Raw genomic sequence first — 20,031 nt, 5'->3', positions numbered from 1 at the left:
CATTCTCTTTGCAACGCTATTCCCTAAATAATTCGAGTTGCAGGAAGGCGGCGACGCAGTGAATCCCCGGGAGCTTACTGAAGTAAGTGACTGGGGTGAACGAGGACAAATTCGTCAGGAACGAATTTGAACGCAGTTTACTGCGCCCGTTAGGGCGAGGCCCAGGGATGGGCCGAGTATTGCCAACGCTCATGCAACTTGAAGTATGACGGGTATATGACTCTCTTCATCTGGCGAGGCAGCGAATATGACAGGGCAAACGACAACATTAAAAAGAACGCTCGGCAGTTTCCGTTTATGGGGGATAGCCGTTGGGCTGGTGATCTCCGGCGAATATTTTGGCTGGAGCTACGGCTGGTCCCAGGCCGGGACAATGGGCTTTATGATTGTGGCGCTGGCGATTGCCGCCATGTACTGCGCCTTTATCTTTAGTTTTACCGAACTGACCACCGCCATTCCGCACGCCGGGGGGCCGTTTGCCTACGCTTACCGCGCCTTTGGCCCCACCGGCGGCTTTATCGCCGGGTTTGCCACCCTGATTGAATTCGTCTTTGCGCCCCCGGCCATCGCCATGGCGATCGGTGCCTATCTTAACGTCCAGTTTCCGGCGTTGGATCCCAAATGGGTGGCCTGCGGCGCCTACGTGGTCTTTATGACGCTGAATATCCTGGGCGTCGGGATTGCCGCCACCTTCGAGCTGATTGTCACCCTGCTGGCGATTTTCGAGCTGCTGGTGTTTATGGGAGTGGTCGCGCCGGGCTTCTCATGGAGCAACTTTACCGCCAACGGCTGGGCGGGAGCGGAAAGCTTCAGCGGCCTGGCGCTGCCGGGAATGTTTGCCGCGATTCCGTTTGCCATCTGGTTCTTTCTGGCCATTGAGGGCGCGTCGATGGCGGCTGAAGAAGCCAAAGATCCGCAGCGCACCATTCCGCGCGCCCTCGGCGGCGGCATTCTGACCCTGACGGTCCTGGCTATCGGGGTGATGGTGTTTGCCGGCGGCGTCGGCGACTGGCGCACCCTCGCCAACATCAACGACCCGCTGCCGCAGGCGATGAAAATGGTGGTCGGCAGCAGCAGCGGCTGGCTGCATATGCTGGTGTGGCTGGGACTGTTTGGCCTGGTGGCGTCGTTCCACGGCATCATTATGGGTTACTCGCGCCAGATCTACTCCCTGGCGCGGGCCGGCTACCTGCCCGCCCGTCTCGCCACCCTCAACCGCCGTACCCGCACCCCGTATCTGGCGATCCTTGCCGGGGGCGTGGTCGGCATCGCGGCGATTTTCTCCGACTCGCTGATCACCATCAGCGGCATGCCGCTGACCGCCTGCATCGTCACGATGTCGGTATTTGGCGCTATTGTTATGTATATCACCTCGATGGCGGCGCTGTTTAAGCTGCGCCGCAGCGAGCCGAACCTGATTCGTCCGTTCCGCGCGCCGCTCTACCCGTGGGCCCCGGCCTTCGCGCTGGCGATGGCGGTGCTCTGCCTGGTCGCGATGGTCTGGTACAACCCGCTGCTGGCGCTGATTTTCGCGGCCATGATGCTGGGGGGCTATCTGTGGTTTCGCAAAACCGCCTCAGCCCGTGAACGCGCCCCGCTGGATCCGCAGCTGCGCATCGTTTCGTAAGGAGTCGGCATGTATAAAACCACGCTATCGGGCCAGGTATGGCGCTTTGATAGTCTGAAAACGCTGATGGCTAAGGCCTCGCCAGCCCGTTCCGGCGACGCCCTCGCGGGCGTGATCGCCGATAGCGCCGAAGAACGGATGGCGGCGAAAATTGCGCTGGCGGACGTCCCGCTGACGGAGATTCTGGCCAATCCCCTCATTCCGTATGAGCAGGATGAGGTGACCCGGCTGATTATCGACACCCACGACAGCGCAGCGTTTGCCGCCATTCGTCATCTGACGGTGGGGGATTTTCGCGACTGGCTGCTGGATGACGCCACCGATACCGCCACACTGCAACAGGTAGCCCGGGCGATTACCCCGGAAATGGCGGCGGCGGTCAGCAAACTGATGCGTAATCAGGACCTGATCCTCGCGGCCAGCAAGTGCCGGGTCATCACCCGCTTTCGCAATACCATTGGCCTGCCGGGGCACCTTAGCGTGCGCCTGCAGCCCAATCATCCAACGGATGACATGAAAGGGATCGCCGCCAGCATGCTTGACGGCCTGCTGTACGGCGCGGGGGATGCGGTTATCGGCATCAACCCGGCCAGCGACAGCCTGCCGGTTCTGGCGCAGCTCAACCATATGCTCGACGATATTATCCAGCGCTTCGCCATCCCGACCCAGTCCTGCATTCTGACCCACGTCACCAACACCCTGCAGCTGATTGAGCGCGGGGCGCCGGTGGACCTGGTGTTTCAGTCGGTGGCAGGCACCGAGGCGGCCAACAGCGGCTTTGGTATCAACCTGGCGCTGCTGCAGGAGGCGCGCGAAGCCGCCCTGAGCCTCAATCGCGGCACCCTGGGCAACCACGTGATGTATTTCGAAACCGGACAGGGCAGCGCGCTGTCCGCCAACGCCCATCACGGCGTCGATCAGCAGACCTGCGAAGCCCGCGCCTACGCCGTGGCCCGTCATTTCGAGCCGCTGCTGGTCAATACGGTGGTGGGATTTATTGGCCCGGAGTATCTCTACGACGGTAAGCAGATTATCCGCGCCGGTCTGGAAGACCACTTCTGCGGGAAGCTGATGGGGCTGCCGATCGGCTGCGATGTCTGCTACACCAACCATGCGGAAGCGGATCAGGACGATATGGACACCCTGCTGACCTTGCTGTGCAACGCCGGGCTGACCTTTCTCATCGGCGTACCGGGCGCCGACGACATCATGCTCAACTACCAGAGCACCTCGTTTCACGATGCGCTGTACGCCCGCCGCCTGCTGGGGTTAAAGCACGCCCCTGAATTTGCCGCCTGGCTGGCGAAAATGCAGATTATCGACCCGGACGGTACGCTGCGCCTGACCGATGCCCGCCATCCGCTGCTCTCCGTCCTGCCGCAAGGAGCACCAGTATGAACCGACCCGATGCCTGGAACCCGCTGCGCGAATTTACCGATGCGCGGATCGCCCTGGGACGCAGCGGCGCCAGCCTGCCCACCCGTGAAGTGCTCAACTTCGGCCTTGCCCATGCCAGGGCCCGCGATGCGATTCACCGGCCATTTGAAAGCGAGCAGCTGGAACCGCCGCTGGCAGAGATGGGGTTGTCATCGTTGACGGTGCACAGCGCCGCCAGCGATCGCCATATTTACCTTAATCGCCCCGACCTCGGGCGGCGGTTGAGTGACGCCAGCCGCGCCGATCTGGCCGCCAGCGGCACCCGTCCGGCGGACCTGTTGCTGGTGATTGGCGACGGGCTGTCGTCGTATGCCGTGCACCGGCAGGCGTTGCCGTTGATTCGCGCCCTGCTGCCCTATCTGCAGACGTTGAGCATCAGCCTGGCGCCGGTGGTGCTGGCCCATCAGTCGCGGGTGGCGCTGGGCGATGATATCGGCGAAACGTTACAGGCCAGAGCGGTGGCGATATTAATTGGCGAGCGCCCAGGGCTCTCGTCTCCGGACAGCCTCGGGGTCTATCTGACCTGGCAACCGCATCGTCAGCGGCTGGAGTCAGAGCGCAACTGTATTTCGAATATTCGCCCGGACGGGCTGGGATATGAAGCCGCCGCCTTTAAGCTGGCGTGGCTGCTGGAGCAGGCGTTTTTACGTCGTCTGACCGGCGTGCATCTCAAAGATGAGAGCGACAATCCGGCGCTACATGGCAAGGTCAAACCGTTGGGGATTGGCAAAAATTAAAGCTGCTGGCGGCTGCGGATACTGTCCCGTTTACCGCAACCGCCAGTAGCCTCGCGCTACACAAAGCACACCTCATTCCAGTAGGCTTCACGCGTCCTGCGTCGCTCAGTATGTTTTATCATGACGGAACCACCTTGTTTCAACATTCGCGATATCCACGCCGTACAGGCTGGCGACCGGTAATATTGCCTCCATCATGCGTTGGGTATCCTGCTGCCCGGCTTCACCGTTAGATAAAAACGCCAGCCAGCCCGTGATCCGTTGCCATAGTGCCACTTTCATTTTTCCTCCGTCGGGACGCAATGTGTCTGACGTTATTTCAACCACAGATGACGCCGGGCGGGAAATATCAATTCCTGATTACGATTCCCAAAAGATGCAAATTACCGACCTTCCCGTCGCCCGGAAGCTGGTACATAGCTGGCGCAGAGATACCCATATTTTCCTTATGTGTATTTCGATATAAATAAGCATTTTTTCTTCTTTGCCCGGCCCGGTGAATCTGTGGGAGCGTAATAGCCACAACATAAAAACAGGGATTCAGGGGATTAAATTATGCGCATGGCAAAAACAACACTCGTGTTAGCACTGGGGATTCTGGGGTTAACGACGCAGGCCCAGGCGGACCAGCTGGCCGATATCAAGGCTGCAGGCGTGGTCAAAGTCGCCACTTTTGATGCCAACCCGCCGTTCGGCTCGGTTGATCCAAAAACCCACCAGCTGGTGGGCTATGACGTCGATTTTGCCAACGCGCTGGCAACCTCGCTGGGGGTAAAACTGGAACTGGTCGCCACTAACCCGGCCAACCGTATTCCGCTGCTGCAGTCCGGCAAGGCTGACCTGATCGTCGCCGACATCACCATCACCCCGGAGCGCGCTCAGGTAATTGATTTCTCAACACCTTATTTTGTTACCGGCCAGCAGTTCCTCGTACCGGTCAAAGCGGCAGACCAGCTCGACAGCTACAGCAAAGCGCGGATTGGCGCGGTAAAAGGCACCACCGGCGAACAGGCGCTGCACCAACGCTTCCCGCAGTCGCGGGTGCTCTCCTATGACGATATTCCGCTGGCGCTGACCGCGCTGCGCAACGGCAACGTCCAGGCCATTACCCAGGACAGCACCATTCTGGCCGGTTTGCTGGCAGAGGCGCCGGACAAAGCCAGCTTTAAAATCATCCCCGACCTGCTGAGCAAAGAGGAAATTGGCGTGGGGGTTAAAAAAGGTGAACCTGCGCTGCTGAAGGCGGTCAACGACGAGCTGGTGAAGCTGGAGCAATCCGGCCAGGCGGCAAAAATCTATGATGTCTGGTTTGGTCCTGCCACCAAAACCCCACAGCCGCGCGCGTTTACCATAGAAGCGAAATAATATGTTATCGGGTCTGTTTTCACGCTCCGCGGCTTCGTCCGCGGATTTTTCACATTTGCAGCGCGCCAGTATCGAATTTCGCCAGGCGGCCAAACGCTACGGCGACCATCAGGTTCTCAACGGGATCGACCTGCAGATTGAGCCGGGGGAAGTAGTGGCGATCCTTGGCCCGTCGGGATCGGGGAAATCAACGCTGATCCGCCTGATCAACCAGCTCGAATCCCTGAGCAATGGTGAGATCCTGATCGACGGAAAACCCACCCGCCAGTTGACGAACAGCGCCCTGCGCCAGTTACGCAGCCGGGTGGGTTTTGTGTTTCAGCAGTTCAATCTCTATGCCCACCTGACGGCACAGGAAAATATCACCCTCGCGCTGGAGCGCGTCCACGGCTGGCAGAAAAATGCCGCCCATAGGCGGGCGCTGGAGCTGCTGCACCAGGTCGGGCTGGAAGATAAGGCGCAGCACATGCCCTCTCAGCTCTCCGGCGGCCAGCAGCAGCGGGTGGCCATCGCCCGGGCGCTCGCCTCCTCGCCGCAAATTATCCTCTTCGATGAACCAACCTCAGCGCTCGATCCGGAAATGATTGGCGAAGTGTTGCTGGTCATGAAGCAGCTGGCCCACAGCGGTATCACCATGGTGGTGGTGACCCACGAGATGCAGTTTGCCCGCGATATTGCCGACCGGGTAGTGTTTATCGACGGCGGCGATATTCTCGAAGTGGCGCCCCCGGCGGACTTTTTCGCCCGGCCCCAGCACGCCCGCACCCGGCGCTTTCTGCAAAAGGTGCTGGATCCGCTGCACCAGGAGAGCCTCGAATGACCCCGCTACTCGACTGGCATGGCGTGCTGAGCGGGCAGCCGCTACAGTGGATCATTTCCGGTTTTCTCACCACCCTGTGGGTCAGCGTCGCCGGTATCTTGCTGGCGACCGCGCTGGCGATTGTGCTGCTGGCCCTGCGCTTAGGCGGCGGGCGAACCGGGCGCGGCCTGGTAGCCTGCTGGGTTTCGTTGTTTCGCAACACCCCGCTGCTGGTGCAACTGCTGTTCTGGTATTTCGCCGCCTGGAACCTGCTGCCGCTGGCGGTGCGGGATTTCATTAATGCCGACCACGCCTGGTCCATTCTGCCGGGCAACGTCTGGTGGCTGACGCCGGAGTTTCTCTGCTCCATGTGGGGGCTGGGGGTGTTTACCTCGGCGTTTCTGGTGGAAGAGATCGCCTCCGGACTGCGTGCCGTCAGCCACGGCCAGCGCGAAGCGGCCCTCGCGCAGGGCTTTACGCCGTGGGGCGAGCTGCGTCATATCCTGCTGCCGCAAGGGCTGACCAACGCCTGGCAGCCGATCGTCGGCCAGTATCTGAACCTGATGAAGCTCTCATCGCTCGCCAGCGGCATCGGCTTTGCCGAGCTGACCTACCAGGTGCGGCAAATTGAGAGCTATAACGCTCACGCGCTGGAGGCCTTCGCCGTCGGCACGGTGCTGTATCTGGCGCTCGGGGTGATCATGGGGATGGTGCTGACGCGTCTCGGTCCGGGCAAAACGCCGCTCAGGAGCCTGTCGCATGAACGCTAATCTGGCGGTGATCGCCGATAACCTCGATTACCTGCTGTGGGGACGACTGGCGGAAGGCATTCCCGGCGGCGTCGCCCTGACGCTGATGATGGCGATTGGCGCGGCGGCGCTGGCGCTGCCCCTCGGCGTTGTGCTGGCCGGGGCCGCCTGGCGTTACGGCGGCGTGGTGCGTCGGGTGCTGTTTCTGTGGGCCGAGCTGATCCGCGGCATTCCGCTTATTTTCGTCATTTTCTGGCTGTGGTATCTGCTGCCGATGCTCACCGGGAGCGATCTGCCGGGGGCGGTGACGGTGACCCTGGCGCTGGCATGGTTTACTGCCGCATCGGTGATGCATTCGGTGCTGGCAGGCCTGCAGTCGTTACCCGCCGGGCAGCCTGAAGCCGCCCGCAGCCAGGGCTTTTCTGCCGGGCAAACGCTGCGCTTTGTCCTGCTGCCCCAGGCGCTACGCAACGTGCAGCCGTCGCTGGTGGGGATTTTTATCAACCTGCTGAAAGACACCTCGCTGGCGTTTATCGTTAACGTCCCGGAGCTGACCACCGTCGCCGGTCAGGTCAACAACCGGGTGCAGATCTACCCGCTGGCGATTTTTGTCTTCACCGGCGTGGTCTACTACCTGCTGTGCTGCGGCCTGAGCCTGCTGGCCAACCGCCGCTTTAGCCGGCGTCACGCCCGCGGCCAGGCCGCCTGACTCGCCGTCTGACGGGCCCCGGCATCCTGCGCCAGGGCCCGTTTTTTCCTGCCGGTTTCGCCGCCCGCGCTCACGCAATAACCGCGCCGTTCACCATTCTTTCGTCTTACCGTCATATAACGATCACATAAAACACCATTAATAGTGCCCAGTTTAATGACGAATCTGGACACTGTGATGAATAGTTCTCTTGCCATGGTCAGCGACACCGATTATCCGCCAGCGGGTCAGCCGGACAGCACCCGGCAGCGGAAAGTCTTAAGCGTGCGCAACCTGAATAAGTCATACAGCGCGCAGCAAACCGTGCTGGCTGACATCAGTTTTGATCTCCATACCGGTGAACTGGTAGGGGTGATCGGCCGCTCTGGCGCCGGGAAATCCACCCTGCTGCATGTGCTGAATGGCACCCACAGCGCTACCGGCGGCGAGATCCTCAGCTACCCGGAAGTGGGCATGCCCCACGATGTGGCGAAGCTGACGGGCCGGGCATTAAACGCCTGGCGCAGCGAATGCGGCATGATTTTCCAGGACTTTTGCCTGGTGCCGCGCCTCGACGTGCTGACCAACGTGCTGCTGGGCCGCCTGAGCCAGACCTCAACGTTGAAATCCCTGTTTAAGATCTTCCCTGACGCCGACCGGGCGCGCGCCATTTCGCTACTGGAGTGGATGAACATGCTGCCCCACGCGCTACAGCGTGCAGAAAATCTCTCCGGCGGCCAGATGCAACGCGTCGCCATCTGCCGCGCGCTGATGCAGAACCCTGGCATTTTACTGGCCGACGAGCCGGTTGCCTCTCTCGATCCTAAAAATACGCAGCGCATCATGAATGTCCTGCGCGAAATCAGCGAACAGGGCATCAGCGTGATGGTGAACCTGCATTCGGTGGAGCTGGTGAAAGAGTATTGCACGCGCGTTATTGGCGTCGCGAAGGGCAACATTATTTTTGACGACCATCCTTCACGGCTGACGCAGGACATTCTGCATCAGCTGTACGGGGATGAAATTAGCCAATTGCATTAATTGCCACTCACACGGACAACATAATGAAACAACACATCACTGGTGCAGTTCGTTTATCCGCAGCGGTTGCGGGAATAATGATGGCGTGGCAGGCAGGTGCTGCGGAACAGCCAAAAGAATTAAATCTGGGGATCCTCGGGGGCCAGAACGCCACCCAGCAAATTGGTGATAACCAGTGCGTCAAACAGTTCCTCGATAAAGAGCTGAACGTCGATACCAAATTACGTAACTCTTCCGACTATTCCGGCGTTATCCAGGGTCTGCTGGGCGGTAAAGTGGACGTGGTGCTGAGCATGTCGCCTTCGTCCTACGCTTCGGTGTATATCAATAACCCGAAAGCGGTCGATATTGTCGGGATCGCCGTGGATGATAAAGATCAGTCCCGCGGCTACCACTCGGTGGTGATCGTTAAAGCCGACAGCCCGTATAAAACGTTAGACGATCTGAAAGGCAAAGCGTTTGGCTTCGCCGACCCGGACTCCACTTCCGGCTTTTTGATCCCCAACCACGCCTTTAAACAGAAATTCGGCGGCACGTCGGATGATAAGTACAAAAACTTCTTCTCCAGCGTCACCTTCTCCGGCGGCCACGAGCAGGACATTCTCGGGGTTCTGAATGGCCAGTTCGCGGGCGCGGTCACCTGGACCTCAATGGTCGGTGACTACAACAGCGGCTACAGCGTTGGCGCCTTTAACCGCCTGATTCGTATGGATCATCCCGATCTGATGAAGCAGATCCGCATCATCTGGCAATCGCCGCTGATCCCTAACGGCCCGATCCTGGTGAGCAATGCGCTGCCGGCTGATTTCAAAGCCAAAGTCATTACCGCGATCAAAAAACTGGATACCGAAGACCACGCCTGCTTTATCAAAGCCATGGGCGGTACCCAGCATATCGGCCCGGGTAGCGTGGCTGATTTCCAGCAGATTATCGATATGAAACGCGAGCTGGTGAGCGCGCGTTAATCCCGCCCCAACGCCGCCTCCGCGACTACCCGCGTGAGGCGGCGGCATGCTGAAGACCCATCGACGTATGAATATATCGAACACCGAATTTGAACGTTATTACCAGCAGGTACGGACGCGGCAAAAGCGCGACACCTTTGGCTGGTCCCTGCTGTTACTGGTGCTCTACTTCGCCGCCGGCAGCGCCGCTGAATTTAATCTCTTCACCATCTGGCATTCGCTGCCGAATTTTCTCGATTACATGTATGAGACGCTGCCGACGCTCCATTTCAGCACGCTGTTTGCCGACTCCCACACCAAAGGCTCGCTGGCCTACTGGGGCTACCGGCTGCCGATTCAGTTGCCGCTGATCTGGGAGACCTTACAGCTGTCGCTGGCCTCGACGCTGGTCGCAGTCGCCATCGCCACCCTGCTGGCGTTTCTCGCCGCCAACAACGCCTGGTCACCGCCGCCGGTGCGCTTTGCCATCCGCGTGGTGGTGGCCTTTTTACGCACCATGCCGGAGCTGGCGTGGGCGGTGATTTTCGTGATGGCCTTCGGCATTGGCGCGATCCCCGGCTTTCTGGCGCTGATGCTGCACACCGTCGGCAGCCTGACCAAGCTGTTTTATGAAGCGGTGGAAAGCGCCCAGGACAAGCCGGTGCGCGGCCTGCTGGCGTGCGGCGCCTCGCCGATACAGCGGATCCGTTTTGCATTGTGGCCGCAGGTTAAACCGATCTTTCTCTCTTACGGTTTTATGCGCCTGGAGATTAACTTCCGCTCGTCCACCATTCTTGGGCTGGTGGGCGCCGGTGGGATCGGCCAGGAGCTGATGACCAACATCAAACTGGATCGTTACGATCAGGTCAGCATCACGCTGCTGCTGATTATCATCGTGGTGTCGCTGCTGGATATGCTGTCTGGCCGCCTGCGACAGTGGGTTCTTGAGGGCAAAAAATGAGTCAATGGCAAAACCAACCGGATGTGGCCGCCAGTCGTCGGCAGCATCGGCAGTTGTATCGGGCTCAGGGGCGCTATTTGCGTTTCGTCGGGCTGTTGACGCTGGCGAGCGTGCTCTATTACGTCTGGTTCTTTATGCAGTTCGGCATCAGCAGCGAGCAGCTGACCACCGGGCTGCAGCAAATCAGCCGCTATCTGCTGCGGATGTTTGTCTGGCATGACTTCTGGAACTGGCCCTTCCGCTACTACTTCACGCAGATTGGCATCACGCTGGCGATTGTCTTCGTCGGCACCCTGACCGCCACGGTGATTGCGCTGCTGCTCTCTTTCCTCGCGGCGCGCAACATTATGCGCGGGCTTATCCCTGGCTTTATCGCCCTGCTGATGCGCCGTCTGTTTGACGTCCTGCGCGGTATTGATATGGCCATCTGGGGGCTGATTTTCGTGCGCGCCGTAGGGCTTGGGCCGCTGGCCGGGGTGCTGGCGATTATCATGCAGGATACCGGTCTGCTCGGGCGGCTGTACGCCGAAGGGCATGAAGCGGTTGACCGTTCGCCAGGGCGCGGGCTGACCGCCGTGGGCGCCAACGGCTTGCAGAAACATCGCTTCGGCATTTTTACCCAGTCGTTCCCGACGTTTCTGGCGCTGAGCCTGTATCAGATCGAGTCGAATACCCGCTCCGCCGCGGTGTTAGGTTTCGTCGGCGCTGGCGGCATCGGCCTGATTTATGCGGAAAATATGCGCCTGTGGAACTGGGACGTTGTGATGTTTATCACCCTGTTGCTGGTCGCGGTGGTGATGGCAATGGATACGCTCTCCGCGTGGCTGCGCCGCCGGTACATTGGCGGCAGCGTGGTGCCATTATTTAAAGCTGATTAGCGTTTCCCGGAGGCGGCGCGATGCGCCTGTCCGGGCTACAGGCCAGTGCAATCTGGTAGCCCGGACAGGTGCGCAGCACCGCCTCCGGGGAATTTACAGCCGCCACTCCAGCACCGGCCACTGGTGCCGGGTATTTGCCGCCGTGAGCTGCGGACAGGGATTGACCAGCCGGACATGGTCGGCATGCAGGCACAGCGGCAGGTCGTTAATCGAATCGGTGTAGAACGTCACCTCACCCGAATATTCTGGATGGGCCTGTTGCCACGCCGCCAGCCGCACCACCTTCCCCTGCTGATAGCTCGGCGTACCGGCAATCACGCCGCTGTAGCCGCCGTCGGCCATCTCCACATCGATCCCCAACGCCTGCTCAATCCCCAAGGCCTTCGCCACCGCGTGAACCAGCAGGCTGACTGAAGCCGAAATCACCAACATCTGTTCACCCTGCGCGCGCAGGGTTTGCAGGAGATCCCACGCCTGCGGATAGACCCGCGGCACAATCTCTTCGCACACGCAGCGGGCCACCAGCGCGTCGACCTCCGCCTGCGGCACGCCGCTCAGAGGCGCCTGCAGCAACGCGACATAATCGGCGATATTCATCTCGCCGCGATCGTAATCGTCCATCAGCAGGGTTTCCCGCGCCAGATACGCCGGATCGCTCACCCAACCCTCCCGCACCAGGAAGCGGCTCCAGACCGTGCTGCTGTCGCCCTTAATCAAGGTATTATCCAGGTCGAAAATCGTCAGATTGTTGGACATGTTGCGCTTTCCCTACTCAGCAAAAATTGGCTCGCCAGAGCATGCTTAACGAAGATGACAGGAGAATGACTCGCCTGCACGTAGGGCAAAGGGTAGCAAAACGAGCGGCAAAACGGTCAGATTTGCCAGGCGCAGAGAGACTTACAACACCGCGCTTTGTAACCAGTTCACCAGACTGTCCACGGATGGGTCCGCCGGGGCCCGCGTCGTCGGCTTGCCGGATTTCAGCACCAGCAGCGCAGGTAACCCGCGAACTCCGAGCTGTTGCGCCAGCGCCTGGTGGCGATCGGCATCGAGGTAACGCGTCTCCAGCGGCGCAATCTGGTCGATGAGCGTCTCATGGCTCAGCCGTTGCCACAGCTTACGGCAGTGGACGCAGCGCTCGGCCCCGACAAACAACAGAACCGGACGCTCGCCAGCCAGCTCGCTTTGCGTGCTCACCGGCACAAAGTGGCTCTCGGCGACGCGGAACAGTTTCGGGCTGCGACGCAGGGTATCGTTGTCGGTTGCCACGCACAGCGCATCGGCGCTTTTGCTGTAAGGCTGCACGCCGGCAACGCGCACCACGCTCTGGGCAGGCCCCGCCGCCGCCGCGCCGGGCTGGCGCAGGGTACGCACATCCACCGCCGCGATCGCCGTTTCTGCCGGCGGCGCCAGCTGCGGGATCCAGTGATATGGGATCCGATAGGCGCGGTAAACCATATTGTTATTTAACGTTTTTCCCCAGAATGGCGAGATATATTCCCAGACGATTTCATGGTCACGGGTAACTTCAAAAACGCGGCCGTTGGACCCTTCGTTGATCAAGGTATTGCCGTTTTCGAGGCGCTGCATGTTGCTGATATAAGGGCTATAGAAGCGGTACGAATCAGTCGGCTGCGGAAGATCCGCCTCATACGGCGAATAGCGCCATTCGATATCGAGCGTCACCGGGTTGATCTCAAGGATCCGCGAATAGTCGCGCCAGGCATTTTTCACGCCATCCGCCGAGGCCGGATTAGGGGCACCGTATCCGGCCCAACCGCCGTTATCGAAGATCAAAATATTGCCAGCGCCCGGTAAGCCCTGAGGGATCATATGCGCATGGTGCTGGCCGATAATCCAGCCCAGATGTTTCAGCTGCGGCTTGCTGTAGTCCGGCCCCAGCTGCCAGACAATCCGCCCGCTCTGTTTGTCGATGATGGCGATGATATTGGATTCCCGCGCATCCCAGATGATGTTGTCTGGATGGAAACGCGCATCGCCGTCGTCATACCATTTGTTGGGCCCCAGCGCCGACATCGAGTTAATGTGCATCCAGTCGCCCATGCCGCCGCCGCTGGCACGCATATTGGGGTTATTGCGTAACGCCGTCCGCGCCGCCTCGTCAAAGCCCAGTTCGTGAAAATGATCGCTGCATCGCCATTCCCACACCACGTTGCCCTGCCAGTCGACTTCGATGATGGTGTCATCCAGCAGCAGCTTGTCGGAAATCGCCTCGTTGATCAGGTTGGTATGGGCAAGAATTAAGGTATTACCGCCCTCCACCTGTGGCTCCAGCCCCGGTGCGTAATAGCCCACCGGGTTCCCCGCCCGTTGATAATCATGGTGCGCGCGCGCCATCCAGCGCGGCGGATGCCCAGGGTCGTTGACCTGTTCATAGCGCTCGAATCGCCAGGTGATGTTGCCATCCCAGTCCACCTGAATCAGATCGAGCATATCCTGCATGCCGTAGCGGGGATCGCGCTCGCCGCTGTGGCCAAGGATCGCCCCGCCGGGCAGGATTTTATTCGGAAAACCATGTAGCTCGGGCCATTCACGGACCACGTTGCCGTTCATGTCCACCAGCACCGCGCCATGTTCGGTCGCCTGGAAAACGGTATAGCCGCTCCACGCTCGCTGCGGATCGTAAAGCGTGGCCCCGGTCGGGTAGACGGAAGGATGTCCCATGTTGTCACTCCTTAAATAGTCAAATCAGGCAGTAGTAATCAATGTACGAATCTGGCGGCAGGCGGCGGCGAATCCCGCCTCATCGCGCTGACGAGGATGCGGTAGCGCCAGCGTCACCACTTCACGGATCCGCCCCGGGCGCGGCGAGAGCACCACCACCCGGTCGGCCAGCGCCACGGCCTCTTCCACATCGTGAGTCACCAGCAACGTGGTGGTCCCCGCCTGCTGGTGAATGCGCAGCAGCTCCTGCTGCAGGGTGTGGCGCGTCAGGGCATCCAGCGCGCCGAAGGGTTCATCAAGCATCAGAATTTGCGGACGTGCGATCAGCCCGCGGGCAATCGCGACCCGTTGAGCCATCCCGCCGGAAAGCTGCGCCGGTAGCGCATCGGCGAACTCAGTCAACTGCACGCGCGCCAGCATCTCCAGCGCGCGCTGGCGCTTCTCCGCCCGGCTCAACGGTTCATCCGCCAGGCCAAGCATCACGTTGTCGATAACCTTCAGCCAGGGAAACAGCCGCGGCTCCTGAAACACGATGCCGCGATCTTTTCCTACTCCGACAACCGGCTGGCCATTCACGCGGATCTCCCCCTGCGTGACCGGCTCAAGGCCAATCAGCATCCGCAGCAGCGTCGACTTGCCGCAGCCGCTGCTGCCGACCAGCGCCACCAGCTCGCCGGCGGCAATATCGAGGCTAAAATTGTGTAGCGCCGTGACCTGTTGCCAGGATTTACGCACGTGGTGAAAAGAGACCAAAGTCGATGCGGTCATCATTGCTCCTGTTGGCGCCAGCGGGTGGCGCGAAATTCCAGTAAACGTCCGGCTTTATCCAGCGCCGCCCCGGTAAGGCCAATCAGCACCATCCCGCAGAGGATGGTCGGCATATCAAGCAACTGCTGCGCATTGATCATCAGGCTGCCGATGCCGGTCCCGGAGGACATGAAATATTCCGCACCGATATTGCCAAGCCAGGCGTAGATCAAGGCCAGGCGCAGGCTGCGGCCAGAACACCAGCCGGGTGTAGAGACGGTTGGTCGCCCACTCCATCAGCAAGCCGCTGAAGCCCACCACCGCAATGGTGACGAAGACAATATCCAGCTGAAACAGCTGACGGCCCCAGACCATCAGGTAGCCGATGCCCTCGGAAGAGGCCAACAGTTCAACCACAATCAACGAGACCCAGGCCTGGGAAAGCGCCAGCCGCAGGCCGGTGAACCAACCCGGAAGACTTGCGGGGATCACCAGCCAACGCAGGCGCTGCCAGCGGGAAAAGTTCATCACCTGCGCCGCTTCCCCCAACGTTAACGGCACGCTGGTCACCGCCTGCTGAGTGTTGATGGTCATCGGCACGATGGTGGTTTTGACGATAACCGCCAGCTTCAGGCCGTTATCGATACCAAACAGCACCATAAACAGCGGGATCCAGCCGAGAGTCGGGATCTGCGCCAGCGCATAAAACAGCGGCTCAATGCGCCGGGCGGCGGCCGGCACCAGGCCAAACAGCGCCCCCAGCAGGGTGCCCGCCATCACCCCCAGCAGCAGCCCGCTCGCCAGGTGCTGAAGGCTGACGCCCCACTGGCCCATCAGATCGCTGCCCAGCAGCGACAGTGCGGTATCAGCCACCACCGCCGGCGCAGGCAGAATTTGTTCCGGCATCCAGTGCCCGGCGGCGGCGAGGTACCACAGCCCCAATACCAGTGCGGGCAGCAGCCAGGGCCAACCGTTCAGCCTGAAGGTGGGCCAGAAAAATCTGCGTCTTTTCAAGAGAATCAGCGACATAACGGTCCACGTGTTGTGAAATCATGTCGCTATAAAAACGTGCTTTGCCGCCCATCGCCATTGCGTTTGTTGAATAATCCCGATGCAGAAAATGCATCTCAGCCTGGCGACCACGCGGGCCGTGATTTAGCTTTTTTTTACCTTTGCTCTGCCAATAAAAGCATTTAACAGCAGGCGGTTAGCCTCTTTAGGGTGAGAAAAAAACTCGGGAGTCACCCTTTATGATGAAAGCATTTTTTATCCGTACCGCCGTCGCGTTGACCGCCGTCATCGCCCTGGTCGCCAGCGTGCAGGCCGACAGCCTGCGCACCATTCGTATCGGCGTGCCGGATCAGAGCGCCGGCAGCAAACCGTTTATTGAAGGCCCGGTCGGCATGGCGTTTATCCGCCATCAACTGGAAGCGGTGTTTAAACCGCAGGGCATAGAGGTGCAGTGGCAGTTTTTTAAAGGGGCAGGTCCGGCGGTGAATGAAGCGCTGGCGAACCGCCAGCTCGATTTTGTCTATCTCGGCGACCTGGCGGCGATTATCGGCAAGGCCAACGGCCTCCCGACGCGCCTGCTGCTGGGCAGCCGGGGGTCTGATTCTTACCTCGCGGCAACCACGGCATCGGGAATTAAGCAGCTGGCGGATCTGCGCGGTAAGCGCGTGGCGGTCTATCGCGGGACGGCGGACCAGCTGGCCTTCGACCGGGCGCTGCAAACCGTCGGGCTTAACGAACGCAGTATGCAGGTCATCAATCTTGACTGGAGCGCCGGGAAAGCCGCGCTGGCGGCCGGCCGTGTTGATGCGGTATGGGGCGGCGTTTCACTGCTGGCGCTACGCGGCGATAAGATTAACGTGGTGGTGAAGAGCGGCGATTCAGGCCGCCAGAACACGACCCAGGCGGGCTTCCTTGGCACCCAGGAGTTTATTCAGGCCTGGCCGCAGGCTACTCAGCAAATTATTGATGTACTAGTGAAAAACGCCGCCGAAATCAGCAACCCGGCCAATCGCGAGGCCTGGTCGGCGGAGATGGCGCAGCAGAGCCAGATCCCACAGGCGCTGTTCCTTGAAGATCTGCGCCCCGAGGATCTCAACTTCACCACCTCGCCGCGGATCGATCCTTTCCTCACCGACAGCTTCAGCAGCAGCGTCGAGCAGGCCAAATCGGGCCGATTGATCCGCAACAGCGTTGAGGTCAGCCAGTGGGTAGACGGCCAGTTTGTCGAACAGGCCCTGAAGGCACAGCAGCTGGAAAATCACTGGCCGCAGTACGATGCGAAAGGCCAGGCGGCGCACGCCGGCTAAGCCCCCTCCTCCTGCGCCAGCAGCGCGATCTGATGCTGGCGGTCGGTGTGCAGAATAATATCGATCAGCGCGTCGACCAGCGGTAAGCGGGCGGAGTGCACCGGAGAGATAATGGCAAACCGGGTCTGCATCAGCCGCCACTCTTCCGGAAGGTCGCTGAGCTCCAGCCTCACCAGGCGATGGCTGTGCTGGCACAGGGCGAAACCATCTTCACTGGCAAAGCTGATAGCCTGAGTCGCCGCCAGCGTCGACAACAGCGCATAGATGTGATCGCACTGGATCGCCGGCGTGAAATCCTGCTGCTGGCTGAGGGTCGCCAGCACTTTTCTCACGCCCGGCGGTAGGTACGGCGCGGCAAAGGGGTAGCGCAGCATCTCCTGAATGGAGACCGGCCCCCGGCGAGCCAGAGGATGATCGGCATGGCAGACGAAGAAACAACGTTGCGGGCTAAGCGGTTGAACCCGCAGTTGCGGATCCAGCTCGGCGTGCCAGCTATCGGCCACCACGAAAGGATACTGCTGGGTAGTCAGGGCGTGATGCAGGGCAAACCAGTTGTCGACCTGAAACCGCACTCTCGCCTGTGGCAGACGACGATGAAACGCGCCGATGGCCGCCGGGATCAGACGCGCCGCGGGGGCCGGCCCGCAGCCGAACGCCACTTCGCCATTCTGGTCGTCATCGGCTTCACACAGCAGGCTGCTGAGCTCAACGTTAAGCTCCTGGAAACGGCGAGCGTAAGGCAGCAGCTTTTGCCCGTGCAGCGTCAGCGTTGGTAGTTTACTTTGCCGGTCGAATAACGGATGGCCGACGCTCTGCTCCAGCGCCTGAATGCTGCGGCTGAATGCCGATTGCGACAGGCATACCGCCTCTGCGGCGCGGTGAAAGCTGCCATATTCAACCAACGCCACAAAGTTGCGCAGTTGGCGAAAATCCAGATGCATAAGTTGGCCTCAAAAGTTCCCTGAACGAACAAAGTACTGGACGCCAGCCCCGCCGCGCAATGGCGGGATGATGAGGATCTTTCACCTGCCCCACCGCTGGAAGATAAAGTTAAATAAGATGAGTCTTATTATTTTTCACTAAATATGGTTTCAGCGTGAAATTGTTTATTAATAAACAACACCACGGATTACTCCAGGATATTTAATCAGCATGTTAAAAAAACGGAATGTGGTGGTTTTCCATACGTAAGGTTTCGTAAATTTTTCACTAACCATTTCTGGCGATATGGAGAATACGTTATAAAAGACGACGGTCGATCCCCTGACATGAAAATAATGATATGAAGCCTAAACTGTCCCTTGTTTTATTATTTATTCCTTTTTTGATTTTGGCAGGATGTTCATCGTCGGCTAAAAAGCCACCTAAAACCACGGCCCACCATCACTATGAGCCGATCGATAGCGGATCGGACGATCTGATCCCGGTCGTCGCGGCCCTGCACGATCAAATGCACACCTGGGACGGCACACCTTATGAATGGGGCGGCACGGCCAAAAGCGGCGTCGACTGTTCGGGCTTCGTCTGGCGCACGCTCAAAGACCGTTTCAATTTGCCGATGGAGCGCGTCACCACCGGCGATCTGCTGCATATGGGCGTTCGCGTGAGCCGCCAGCAGCTGCGTCCTGGGGACCTGGTGTTCTTCCGGATCCACGGCGGGATGCACGTCGGGTTCTACGATACGGAGCACAATTTCCTGCACGCCTCGAGCAGCCAGGGAGTGATGCGCTCTTCATTAGATAACCCGTACTGGAACTCGGTATTCTATCAGGCGCGCCGCCTGCCGAAGGAGTATAACGCGCAGGTCACCATGAACAGCGACCCGCAGCATCTGGCAAAAAATCATTAATTTCCCGCCATAAAAAAACCGCAGCTATTATGCTGCGGTTGGTCTTTGTGCCTCGCCATCCCTGCGGGGCGGCGTCTCATCAGAACTGATAAGTCATCCCCAGCGCCACGATGTCGTCATCGTTGATGCCGAGCTTATTATCGCTGTTCAGCTGGTTGATTTTGTAATCAACAAAGGCGTTCATGTTTTTGTTGAAGTAATAGGTCAAACCGACATCGATATAGTTGACCAGATCTTCGTTGCCGATACCTTCGATGTCTTTGCCTTTCGACAGGACATAGCCCAGGGACGGACGCAGACCGAAGTCGAACTGGTACTGAGCCACGACTTCAAAGTTCTGCGCTTTGTTAGCGAAGCCGCCAGTGATTGGCGTCATCTTGCGGGTTTCAGAATACATGGTCGCCAGGTAGATATTGTTGGCGTCATATTTCAGGCCGGTAGCCCAGGCTTCGGCTTTGGAGCCCACGCCGCGTGCCAGCAGGTTCTGGTCGTTGGTACGGTCAGAGCTGGTGTAGGCCGCGCTGACGGCGAAATCACTGCCGCCAAAGTCATAGCTTAATGAGGTGCCGAAACCGTCGCCGTTCTGTTTCTTGGCGTCGCGATCTTCGTTTTTACCCTGATATTGCAGGGTCAGATCCAGGCCGTCGATCACCCCGAAGAAGTCGGTATTGCGGTATGTTGCCAGGCCGCTGGAACGTTTGGTCATAAAGTTATCGGTCTGCGCGGAAGAGTCGCCGCCGAATTCCGGGAACATATCGGTCCAGGCTTCAACATCGTACAGCGCGCCGAGGTTACGACCGTAATCGAAAGAGCCGTAGTTTTTCAGTTTCACACCGGCAAACGCCAGGCGGGTTTTCTGGGTGGAGTCACTTTCTGTTTTGTTGCCGGAGAATTCAGATTCCCAGCGACCATAGCCGGTCAGTTGATCGTTAATCTGCGTTTCACCTTTAATACCAAAACGCACATAGGTCTGGTCGCCATCTTTACTGTCATAGTCGCTGAAGTAGTGCATCGCTTTGACTTTGCCATAGACGTCCAGTTTGTTGCCGTCTTTATTATAAACTTCTGCTGCTTGTGTAGCGGAAGATGCGACAAAAGCCATCATCATTAATGCCAGTGAGCTCTTTTTCATTATTCAGTCCTGGTGATTTATTTATACGCGCTAATCAATTCCGGGCGAAGGCCCCCGTGAAAACAGGAGGTTTT

General features: G+C 59.3%; 19 protein-coding genes and 1 pseudogene. 13 read left to right on the top strand and 7 right to left on the bottom strand.

The genetic code is table 11. The features are described 5' to 3' along the window. The first annotated feature begins 247 nt into the window (after positions 1 to 247). From eat to eutC, 3 genes are read left to right on the top strand one after another with little or no spacing between them, the layout of a single operon-like run. Positions 248 to 1,627, top strand: coding sequence for an ethanolamine permease (gene eat / locus EDF82_RS11075; RefSeq protein ID WP_123755616.1), 1,380 nt, complete (start codon positions 248 to 250; stop codon positions 1,625 to 1,627). 9 nt (positions 1,628 to 1,636) lie between these two features. Next, on the top strand, positions 1,637 to 3,025 hold the full coding sequence (locus tag EDF82_RS11070; RefSeq protein ID WP_123755615.1) for an ethanolamine ammonia-lyase subunit EutB: 1,389 nt from the start codon (positions 1,637 to 1,639) through the stop codon (positions 3,023 to 3,025). Continuing rightward, positions 3,022 to 3,801, top strand: coding sequence for an ethanolamine ammonia-lyase subunit EutC (gene eutC / locus EDF82_RS11065; protein WP_123755614.1), 780 nt, complete (start codon positions 3,022 to 3,024; stop codon positions 3,799 to 3,801). The genes EDF82_RS11070 and eutC overlap by 4 nt, the downstream gene beginning before the upstream one ends. A 105-nt stretch (positions 3,802 to 3,906) precedes the next feature. Here eutC and EDF82_RS11060 read toward each other — a convergent pair whose 3' ends face one another. Further along, the gene (locus EDF82_RS11060; RefSeq protein ID WP_123755613.1) at positions 3,907 to 4,083 is read right to left on the bottom strand and encodes a hypothetical protein; all 177 of its coding nucleotides are present in this window, start codon (positions 4,081 to 4,083) and stop codon (positions 3,907 to 3,909) included. Positions 4,084 to 4,356: 273 nt separating this feature from the next. Here EDF82_RS11060 and EDF82_RS11055 point away from each other — a divergent pair, with 273 nt between their 5' ends. From EDF82_RS11055 to phnE (EDF82_RS11020), 8 genes are all read left to right on the top strand, one after another. Next, entirely contained in the window at positions 4,357 to 5,166 is an 810-nt protein-coding gene (locus EDF82_RS11055) for an ABC transporter substrate-binding protein (protein WP_123755612.1), read from the top strand. A gap of 1 nt (position 5,167) precedes the next feature. After that, positions 5,168 to 5,986 (top strand): amino acid ABC transporter ATP-binding protein, encoded by an 819-nt coding sequence (locus EDF82_RS11050; protein ID WP_123755611.1) that lies wholly within the window; start codon positions 5,168 to 5,170, stop codon positions 5,984 to 5,986. Continuing rightward, positions 5,983 to 6,735, top strand: coding sequence for an amino acid ABC transporter permease (locus EDF82_RS11045; RefSeq protein WP_123755610.1), 753 nt, complete (start codon positions 5,983 to 5,985; stop codon positions 6,733 to 6,735). The genes EDF82_RS11050 and EDF82_RS11045 overlap by 4 nt, the downstream gene beginning before the upstream one ends. Beyond that, positions 6,725 to 7,423: an amino acid ABC transporter permease gene (locus EDF82_RS11040; protein WP_123755609.1), complete on the top strand. Its 699-nt coding sequence runs from the start codon at positions 6,725 to 6,727 to the stop codon at positions 7,421 to 7,423. The genes EDF82_RS11045 and EDF82_RS11040 overlap by 11 nt, the downstream gene beginning before the upstream one ends. Before the next feature lie 177 nt (positions 7,424 to 7,600). Beyond that, positions 7,601 to 8,443 carry a phosphonate ABC transporter ATP-binding protein gene (gene phnC / locus EDF82_RS11035; RefSeq protein ID WP_123755608.1) on the top strand — a complete coding sequence of 281 codons (843 nt, stop codon included), beginning with the start codon at positions 7,601 to 7,603 and terminating at the stop codon, positions 8,441 to 8,443. 23 nt (positions 8,444 to 8,466) lie between these two features. Next, positions 8,467 to 9,408, top strand: a complete 942-nt coding sequence (gene phnD / locus EDF82_RS11030) for a phosphonate ABC transporter substrate-binding protein (RefSeq protein WP_123755607.1) — start codon at positions 8,467 to 8,469, stop codon at positions 9,406 to 9,408. Positions 9,409 to 9,475: 67 nt separating this feature from the next. After that, entirely contained in the window at positions 9,476 to 10,348 is an 873-nt protein-coding gene (gene phnE, locus EDF82_RS11025; protein ID WP_123756212.1) for a phosphonate ABC transporter, permease protein PhnE, read from the top strand. Further along, positions 10,345 to 11,226, top strand: a complete 882-nt coding sequence (gene phnE / locus EDF82_RS11020; protein ID WP_123755606.1) for a phosphonate ABC transporter, permease protein PhnE — start codon at positions 10,345 to 10,347, stop codon at positions 11,224 to 11,226. The genes phnE (EDF82_RS11025) and phnE (EDF82_RS11020) overlap by 4 nt, the downstream gene beginning before the upstream one ends. A gap of 93 nt (positions 11,227 to 11,319) precedes the next feature. On the opposite strand, the gene EDF82_RS11015 is transcribed toward phnE (EDF82_RS11020), so the two are convergent. The 4 genes and pseudogenes from EDF82_RS11015 to EDF82_RS11000 all read right to left on the bottom strand — a co-directional run bounded on the left by EDF82_RS11015 (position 11,320) and on the right by EDF82_RS11000 (position 15,687). Continuing rightward, positions 11,320 to 11,982 (bottom strand): HAD family phosphatase, encoded by a 663-nt coding sequence (locus EDF82_RS11015; RefSeq protein WP_123755605.1) that lies wholly within the window; start codon positions 11,980 to 11,982, stop codon positions 11,320 to 11,322. Between the two features lie 141 nt (positions 11,983 to 12,123). Beyond that, positions 12,124 to 13,911, bottom strand: a complete 1,788-nt coding sequence (locus EDF82_RS11010) for an aryl-sulfate sulfotransferase (RefSeq protein ID WP_123755604.1) — start codon at positions 13,909 to 13,911, stop codon at positions 12,124 to 12,126. A gap of 24 nt (positions 13,912 to 13,935) precedes the next feature. Beyond that, positions 13,936 to 14,679: an ABC transporter ATP-binding protein gene (locus EDF82_RS11005; RefSeq protein ID WP_123755603.1), complete on the bottom strand. Its 744-nt coding sequence runs from the start codon at positions 14,677 to 14,679 to the stop codon at positions 13,936 to 13,938. Further along, positions 14,679 to 15,687: pseudogene (locus tag EDF82_RS11000) on the bottom strand (ABC transporter permease). Before EDF82_RS11000 ends, EDF82_RS11005 begins: the two are co-directional and overlap by 1 nt. 221 nt (positions 15,688 to 15,908) lie before the next feature. Between EDF82_RS11000 and EDF82_RS10995 the strand changes: the two are divergent. After that, complete coding sequence (locus tag EDF82_RS10995; protein ID WP_123755602.1) at positions 15,909 to 16,976, top strand: ABC transporter substrate-binding protein; 1,068 nt, start codon at positions 15,909 to 15,911, stop codon at positions 16,974 to 16,976. Here EDF82_RS10995 and EDF82_RS10990 read toward each other — a convergent pair. Next, a complete protein-coding gene (locus EDF82_RS10990) occupies positions 16,973 to 17,917 on the bottom strand; it encodes a LysR family transcriptional regulator (protein ID WP_123755601.1) in 945 nt (314 codons plus the stop codon). The genes EDF82_RS10995 and EDF82_RS10990 overlap by 4 nt on opposite strands. A gap of 341 nt (positions 17,918 to 18,258) precedes the next feature. On the opposite strand from EDF82_RS10990, the gene EDF82_RS10985 reads away from it, so the two are divergent. Continuing rightward, positions 18,259 to 18,825, top strand: a complete 567-nt coding sequence (locus EDF82_RS10985; protein ID WP_123755600.1) for an NlpC/P60 family protein — start codon at positions 18,259 to 18,261, stop codon at positions 18,823 to 18,825. Positions 18,826 to 18,904: 79 nt separating this feature from the next. Here the strand turns inward: EDF82_RS10985 and phoE are convergent, their stop codons facing one another. Beyond that, positions 18,905 to 19,957, bottom strand: a complete 1,053-nt coding sequence (phoE, locus tag EDF82_RS10980; protein ID WP_123755599.1) for a phosphoporin PhoE — start codon at positions 19,955 to 19,957, stop codon at positions 18,905 to 18,907. Positions 19,958 to 20,031: the final 74 nt, after the last annotated feature.

The sequence above is a fragment of the Klebsiella sp. BIGb0399 genome, assembly GCF_003752615.1.
In the GTDB taxonomy this organism is placed as follows: Bacteria; Pseudomonadota; Gammaproteobacteria; order Enterobacterales; family Enterobacteriaceae; genus Klebsiella; species Klebsiella lignicola.
Note: the sequence above shows the minus strand (reverse complement) of the source record. Positions and strands in the feature narration are given on the sequence as shown.